General features: G+C 46.7%; 6 protein-coding genes. 3 read left to right on the forward strand and 3 right to left on the reverse strand.

What is annotated here, in order from left to right:
• Positions 1-128: 128 nt before the first annotated feature.
• Positions 129-1,973: an asparagine synthase (glutamine-hydrolyzing) gene (gene asnB / locus AC1DSE_RS03545; RefSeq protein ID WP_339209540.1), complete on the forward strand. Its 1,845-nt coding sequence runs from the start codon at positions 129-131 to the stop codon at positions 1,971-1,973.
• A gap of 104 nt (positions 1,974-2,077) precedes the next feature.
• Here the strand turns inward: asnB and rdgB are convergent, their stop codons facing one another.
• The 3 genes from rdgB to AC1DSE_RS03560 form a co-directional block, all read right to left on the reverse strand.
• Positions 2,078-2,728: an RdgB/HAM1 family non-canonical purine NTP pyrophosphatase gene (gene rdgB / locus AC1DSE_RS03550; RefSeq protein WP_477511910.1), complete on the reverse strand. Its 651-nt coding sequence runs from the start codon at positions 2,726-2,728 to the stop codon at positions 2,078-2,080.
• Between the two features lie 7 nt (positions 2,729-2,735).
• The gene (gene rph / locus AC1DSE_RS03555; protein ID WP_076271641.1) at positions 2,736-3,473 is read right to left on the reverse strand and encodes a ribonuclease PH; all 738 of its coding nucleotides are present in this window, start codon (positions 3,471-3,473) and stop codon (positions 2,736-2,738) included.
• Between the two features lie 292 nt (positions 3,474-3,765).
• Positions 3,766-4,818, reverse strand: a complete 1,053-nt coding sequence (locus AC1DSE_RS03560; RefSeq protein WP_477511909.1) for a GerMN domain-containing protein — start codon at positions 4,816-4,818, stop codon at positions 3,766-3,768.
• Positions 4,819-4,949: 131 nt separating this feature from the next.
• Here AC1DSE_RS03560 and AC1DSE_RS03565 point away from each other — a divergent pair, with 131 nt between their 5' ends.
• Both AC1DSE_RS03565 and AC1DSE_RS03570 read left to right on the forward strand, forming a co-directional pair.
• Positions 4,950-5,489, forward strand: coding sequence for a phosphatidylglycerophosphatase A family protein (locus AC1DSE_RS03565; protein WP_477527408.1), 540 nt, complete (start codon positions 4,950-4,952; stop codon positions 5,487-5,489).
• Positions 5,490-5,622: 133 nt separating this feature from the next.
• A complete protein-coding gene (locus tag AC1DSE_RS03570) occupies positions 5,623-6,303 on the forward strand; it encodes a TIGR00266 family protein (RefSeq protein ID WP_339207825.1) in 681 nt (226 codons plus the stop codon).
• Positions 6,304-7,173: the final 870 nt, after the last annotated feature.

Genomic DNA, 7,173 nt, shown 5'->3' on the forward strand with positions numbered 1-7,173 from the left:
CTTCCTGCGTTTATTACTTTTCACAGCCACTTCTAGCATCCCCCGTCGGACAGACATTTTATCCCTTATTCTGCATATAACTGATATTATCGCTACTTTGAGACCAGCAAAAGAGAGGAATGAGATCAATGTGTGGAATTACCGGCTGGATCGACTGGAACCGTGATCTGACTAAGCAAAGTGAAAGCTTAGAGAAGATGACAGACACCCTTGCACCGCGCGGTCCCGACGCTTCCGGTACGTGGATATCAGCTCATTGCGCTTTAGGCCATCGACGTTTATCCGTCATTGATCCGGAGAACGGGGCACAGCCAATGATTCGCCATACCGGCGACGACAAATATGTCGTTGTCTATAACGGGGAATTGTACAATGCACCAGAACTTCGCAAGGAGCTTGAAAGCAGGGGCAGAATCTTTACGACAAATTGCGATACAGAAGTGCTGCTGGTCGCTTTTATGGAATGGGGCAAGTCATGCGTAGAGCGTTTTAATGGAATATTTGCTTTTGCCATATGGAACGTATTAGAGCAAGAACTATTTCTAGCGCGTGATCGGCTTGGCGTCAAACCGCTGTTCTATAGCACACAGGACGGTTTGTTTATTTTTGGCTCCGAACAAAAATGTATATTGGCACACCCTGCCGTGAAGCCGGAGGTTGGAGCGGAAGGGCTTGCTGAGATTTTTATTTTAGGACCAGCACGCACTCCAGGCCATGGTGTATATAAGCAAATCAATGAGCTTAGACCTGGCAAGTGTATGACCGTCAATCACGCGGGCGTGAAGACGATTACGTACTGGCAGCTTGAGAGCAGCCCCCATGGGCAAAATATAGAAGAAACAGCTGAACAAGTAGGAGCGCTGCTAAAAGATACCGTTGAGCGGCAGCTCGTTTCGGACGTTCCTGTATGTACCCTGCTGTCTGGCGGCCTTGATTCCAGTGCGCTAACTACACTCGCTGTCAATTATTACAATGAGAACGGGCAAGGGAATGTCCACACGTATTCTGTTGATTATGCGGACAACGATAAACATTTTAAGGCACATGCCTTCCAGCCTAATAGTGATGCGCCATGGATCGAGAGAATGACGACGCATCTGGGCACAATTCATCATCCTATACAGTTTGATACACCTGATTTGGTTGGCGCATTAAAAGCAGCCACCTTTGCTCGCGATCTTCCGGGCATGGCCGATGTTGATGCTTCGTTGCTGCTCTTTTGCCATGAAATAAAAAAAGATGCAACCGTAGCAATATCAGGCGAAGCTGCCGATGAAATTTTTGGCGGCTATCCTTGGTTTCATCGCGAAGAGGCTTTAAATGCCAATACCTTCCCTTGGTCGCTTGCTTCAGTTATGCGCGCTGATCTGCTCGCACCTGACGTTGCCGCTTGGATTAAACCGCTTGACTACATTGGGGATCGTTATTCCCAAGCGATAGCAGAGGTTCCTCATCTAGATGGCGAATCTGAGCAGCTGCGGAAGATGCGTCAAATGTCGTATTTGAACATTACCCGCTTCATGCCAACGCTTCTAGACCGCAAGGATCGAATGAGCATGGCAGCAGGCCTTGAGGTTCGTGTCCCTTTCTGTGATCATCGGTTAGTTGAATATGTTTGGAATATCCCATGGGAGATCAAAACATCCGGCGATCGCGAAAAAGGAATATTGCGCAAGGCGCTGCGCGGTGTATTGCCTGAAGACGTATTGACTCGTAAAAAAAGCCCCTACCCTAAAACGCATAATCCGAACTATTTGGCCGCAGTCAAAGGACTTTTATTAGATGTACTGAACGATTCCAGCTCTCCGCTCCTTCCATTAATTAATGTAGAAAAGGTTAGAGCGCTAACCGAGTCGGAATCCGCAAGCTCGAATACCCCTTGGTTTGGTCAATTGATGTCCGGTCCGCAGCTATTCGCTTATTTATATCAGGTGAATTTATGGCTGAAGGAATATAAAGTCGTCATATCATAAGCTGACAAGGACAATGTYTTTGTTCTCATCACAAAAAAAAGCAACCCCATCCGCTAAAAGCCGCTGCATTCAGCTGCTCTTGGATAGGGTTGCTTTTTCACTTATTATGCTTGCTTAAGCAACGGAAGGAGCTTTCTTAATGCATCACCGCGATGGCTGATCTGCTGCTTCTCTTCCTTAGACAACTCGGCCATCCCGCGATTCAAGCTAGGAAGCCAAAACAGCGGATCATAACCGAAGCCTCCATTGCCGTGAGGATTATCCGTGATGACGCCATCCACTGTTCCCTCCGATTCCAGAAACAAACCGGTCGCAGGATCATACAGCGCTAACGCGCATACGAACTGCGCTTTGCTCAGTATTTTGGACCCGTCTTGCAATTCTTCTCGTTCTGCATGATCAGCTAGTTGATGAAGCTCCTGAATGAGCTTGGCATTGTTTTCACCGTCAGTCGCATTCTCACCTGCATAACGAGCGGAATAGACACCTGGATCGCCATTCAGCGCTGCAACGCGCAAGCCTGAATCATCAGCCAGCACAGGAACGCCAAGAATGTCTCCCGTCGTCTTAGCTTTGATGCGAGCATTGGCGGCAAACGTATCGCCATCTTCCACGATATCTGGAATTTGCGGATAATCCAGCAAGCTTTCTACCGATTTATCAAGCTTCTGAAGCGCATGCGCAAATTCCTTCACTTTACCTGCATTTTTTGTAGCTACAACAATAACAGCATGATTTAATATGGAATGTTTCATCAGAATGTTAACCTCCGATTCGCGCCGCCAAAGGACCGAGAACATCCTTTTGCTTGCTGATCAACTCGTGAATACCCTCTTCTCCAAGTTGCAGCAATTGGTTAAGCTCATCGCGCGAAAATGGTGCTTCCTCGCCAGTTCCTTGCACCTCAACAAACTTGCCGCTGCCCGTCATAACAACGTTCATATCAACCTTAGCTTTGGAATCTTCCTCGTAGTTCAGATCAAGCAGCGCTCTCTCTTGGATGACGCCTACACTTACCGACGCCAAAAAATCTGTAATCGGATATTTTGCAAATTGAACCTTCTCGGAAATTTTGTTAATTGCAATGGAAAGCGCGATAAACGCACCCGTAATCGATGTCGTACGAGTACCGCCATCGGCTTGAATGACATCGCAATCAAGCGTAATAGTCCGCTCACCTAGTGCTTGTAAATCAATGACCGAACGCAAAGCACGACCAATGAGGCGCTGAATTTCCATCGTCCGACCTGTCAGCTTCCCCTTAGCCGCTTCACGAATATTGCGTGTATGTGTTGCGCGAGGCAGCATTGCATATTCAGCTGTAATCCAGCCTTTGCCTTGCCCTTTCATAAATGGAGGTACTCTATCCTCCACGCTCGCTGTACAAATGACCTTCGTCTCTCCAACCTCGATGAGAACCGATCCTTCTGCGTATTTATTGACACCTGTCGTTATGGTTACCGGCCGAAGCTGGTTCGGTTGCCGACCATCGTTTCTCATTCTAATTTCCTCCTGAGTGCTAGCGTTTTTCGATTAGAAAACAAAAGTATCCCATCCTGCAATCTTTCCTATTTTAACAAAGTAACCTGTGAATTGCATCCGCTGCCCGTGAAAAAGAAAAGTGAAGCGATCATGAATGTACAAGTTTAGTTGTTTGGTGGAAGTTTTTTGCATGCTTGCTTCTGTTTAAAATAAACCGTTCAGACCGAATACATGCTAATAAATGCACAAAAGAGGCTTTTCAAAAGCGTTCACTTTTGATCGGCCTCTTTGTACATTACGGTGTTATCTCTTATGACTTAATAGCATTGACGTGATGCGGTCTGCCTACAGGCTCGCTATAGGAGTTATTCGCTTCGTCGGTAAAATTAGATTCTCCATTTACTTTAATTTGAACCGTTGCTGCTTTCGTATTTTCAGTGATAGAAAGAACGAGCGCCTGAAGCATTTCGGACGGAAGCTTCTGACCTTGCTGATACGCTTCATCCTGCAAATCTACAGTGACAACATCACCTTCCTGTACAACATCCTTCACTTGTACATCCGGAAGGATTACACTGGTCAACTCTTTTTTGTTAAGCGGACCCGAAATGAGCTGTTCCAGCGCTGCTTTCGTCGGAGTCTCCGAGCGAGCGACTAGTCTTGTAACTGGCACATAATATTGTTCATCGTTTAACGTTTGAGCGGAGAAGTACAGCGTTACAGGCGTTGATTGCGCATAGTTCACACCGTCTGCTGCTTCGATATTAATGCCCACTGAACGTGTCAGCGTATTGTCAAGCGGGAAGCCGTCTTGTGGCATTTCTGGCAGCTTAGCGCCTTCATACCAAATTTCTACTCCTTCAATCCCCGGCATAGCTGTCAGAGTCCATGTGATCGCTTCAACAATGGTACGTTCGTCCTGTGGATTGTAGTCACTGAACGGCTCAGAAAATTCTACTTTAGCAAGCTTTTGCTCTTTATCGTATTTATACGATTTAATTTGAGTGCCTTGCGGGATAACTGCGCGGAAATCCTCAGGCAGCTGGTTTGCGTACGCCCCATTCTCGACCATCATTTCCAGCGCTTTTTGTGCGGCTTGCTCATTCGCTCCGAGTGAGGTCTGAAGTGAGATTGGAGCCAAATAACCGTTACGATCTTCAAGGTATACCGTCATTTGCGCTTCTTCACCAACTCCGATTGCCTGTCCAGTTTCTGCACCTTCTACTCCCTCCTTAACCTCAATCTGCGGCGGATCGATTGATTGGCTTGTCTGCTTGGAAAACAGACCACAACCCGAAGTAAGAATGGGCAGCACGAGAACCCCCGAAAGTACAGCACCCCTAATCCATCTTTTTTGAATCATATTGACCTTTCCTCCCTAATCAAGTTTTGCCTAGCGGCTTTGTACAACTCCTTATTTGTAGTACTATGTATACGAGCCCTTCCCTTTTTTAGACCAGTTTTGTCCATAAAATCCTAAGGGGGAACAAAAACATGTCCAATCCCGAAACTTATAGCCTCAACAGCCGCAAAGTGGCTGAGGCTACAGACGAATGGCTCCTCAAACGCGGAGTAACAAAGCTGGCTATCGCCGAGCTCGTGCATTTTTTGCAAAAAGTCTATTTCCCTGGCTTAACGCCTGAGGATTGTATCGTCCATATTGATGCCGTCCTATCGAAGCGCGAGGTGCAAAATGCCGTTTTGACCGGCATCCAGCTTGATATCCTCGCTGAGGAAGGCAAGCTTATGGCTCCGCTGCAGGATATGATCAAGCATGACGAGAGTCTTTATGGATGCGATGAAATTTTGGCATTGTCCATTGTCAATGTGTATGGAAGCATCGGGTTTACGAATTTCGGATATGTCGATAAGCTGAAGCCAGGCATTTTGGTCAAGCTGAACGACAAAACCGATGGAGAAATCCATACATTTTTGGACGATATCGTTGGGGCTATCGCTGCATCTGCAGCAAGTCGGATGGCTCATCGCAGACAAGCAGAGCGCGAAGGTGTGACACAGCCTCCGCTTGACTAAATGGAATTTAAGAGGCTTCGTTTTACATTGCGAGCTTAGTGCGATGGAGACGAAGCGTAGTTTTACATCGCGAGCTTGATGCGATGGATGCGAAGTAGATATTGCTTAGGTAAACCTTTGAGGAGGTTAATACATGAACTATGATATTTTTTATAAAGGCGCCTTTGCCATGCTGAAGGTGAAGCTCAATCCGGGTGAGAGCGTAAAAGCCGAAATGGGTGCAATGGTGTCCATGTCCCCTACCATCGATCTTAAAGGGACAACAGACGGCGGGTTTATGCGCGGACTCGGAAGAATGTTAAGCGGAGAGACGTTCTTTTTCCAAGAGATGACAGCAAATCGGGGTCAAGGTGAAGTCCACCTTGCCCCTCCTTCTCTCGGTGATATTGAAGCGATTGAACTCGACGGCTCCTATAAGCTTTATGTGCAAAAGGATGGTTTCTTAGCTGGCACCAGCGGCATAGAGGTCAATACAAAAATGCAAAACCTAGGCAAGGGGCTCTTATCGGGCGAAGGTTTCTTTATTGTAGAAATCAGCGGCCGAGGCACGGTGTTTCTCTCCTCATATGGCGCGATCCATGCYCTAAACTTGAGCCATGGCGAAGAAGTCATCATCGATAACGGTCATTTAGTTGCTTGGCCGGGTTATATGAACTATACGATAGAAAAAGCGTCTAAAGGCTGGTTATCCAGCATTACGAGCGGCGAAGGTCTCGTATGCCGCTTCCGCGGTGAAGGTGTCGTGCTGATTCAAACTCGCAATCCATCCAGCTTTGGAACTTGGTTGAAAAAGTTCATACCAGGCGGCAACTAACGTACTCATAGTCAACATTAGCACTTCTACTTAGCATTTGAGTTACTTTTACGGAAGAAGTCCCATTCAGATGTGAGAGCATTTACACACAATGAAGCACTAAAAGTAAGCAGCCACCTCATAGAAAAACTAACAAGAATAGCTTCTACTTATCTCATTTGTGACAGACTTCATATCGGTTAATTTAAAAAAACTCCCGCTTTTTCGACAACATCTACTCTAAGGAGAGGATGTACTCGAATTGACGGGAGTTTTTTCAGTAATATGCCACCTAACTCATCGAATGATGAGTGACTAGAGCGTATCGAGCTCAGCATCGACATTTTGTAGGTGGGGGGGGCTTGGGGGCTTGAGGGCTTGAGGGCTTGAGGGCTTGAGGGCTTGAGGGCTTGGGGGCTTGGGGTTAGACTGGTTAAGCCCTCTCGCAGCACTAACGGACATAGGTTCCGCTATTATGGTGAATACAGCTCAAATWSAATTCTAACGGACATCAGATACGTTATTTATGKMRATKGAAGCRTAAWCAYGGCTTTTRARRCCAAATAAGAGACTGTATGTCCGTTAGMTCCTTAAAAATAGGGGATTYCAAGCAAATAACGGATCTGATGTCCGTCAATTCCTCTATGAGGAACGCTTTCGCAATAAAGGTTAATAGGAGCGTTTCCAGCTCGAAATCAATATTAGTTTTAGGTGGGGGTTCTGGGGGGGTCTTAGGGTTGATGGGGTCGTTGGGGTCGTTGGGGTCGTTGGGGTCGTTGGGGTCGTTGGGGTCGTTAGGTTGACGAGATTAGACAAAGTTTGGCAGGTTAAGCTTACGCGCTCAGCTCTAACGGACATAGGTTCCGCTATTATGGTGAATACAGCTCAAAT

The organism is Paenibacillus sp. 01L418, from assembly GCF_056400045.1.

Bases quoted from the DNA above. Each gene is read 5' to 3' on its own strand.
- asnB (WP_339209540.1), top strand. From the start codon at position 129: ATGTGTGGAATTACCGGCTGGATCGACTGGAACCGTGATCTGACTAAG.
- AC1DSE_RS03565 (WP_477527408.1), top strand. From the start codon at position 4,950: ATGTCCAATCCCGAAACTTATAGCCTCAACAGCCGCAAAGTGGCTGAG.
- AC1DSE_RS03560 (WP_477511909.1), bottom strand. From the start codon at position 4,818: ATGATTCAAAAAAGATGGATTAGGGGTGCTGTACTTTCGGGGGTTCTC.
- rdgB (WP_477511910.1), bottom strand. From the start codon at position 2,728: ATGAAACATTCCATATTAAATCATGCTGTTATTGTTGTAGCTACAAAA.
- rph (WP_076271641.1), bottom strand. From the start codon at position 3,473: ATGAGAAACGATGGTCGGCAACCGAACCAGCTTCGGCCGGTAACCATA.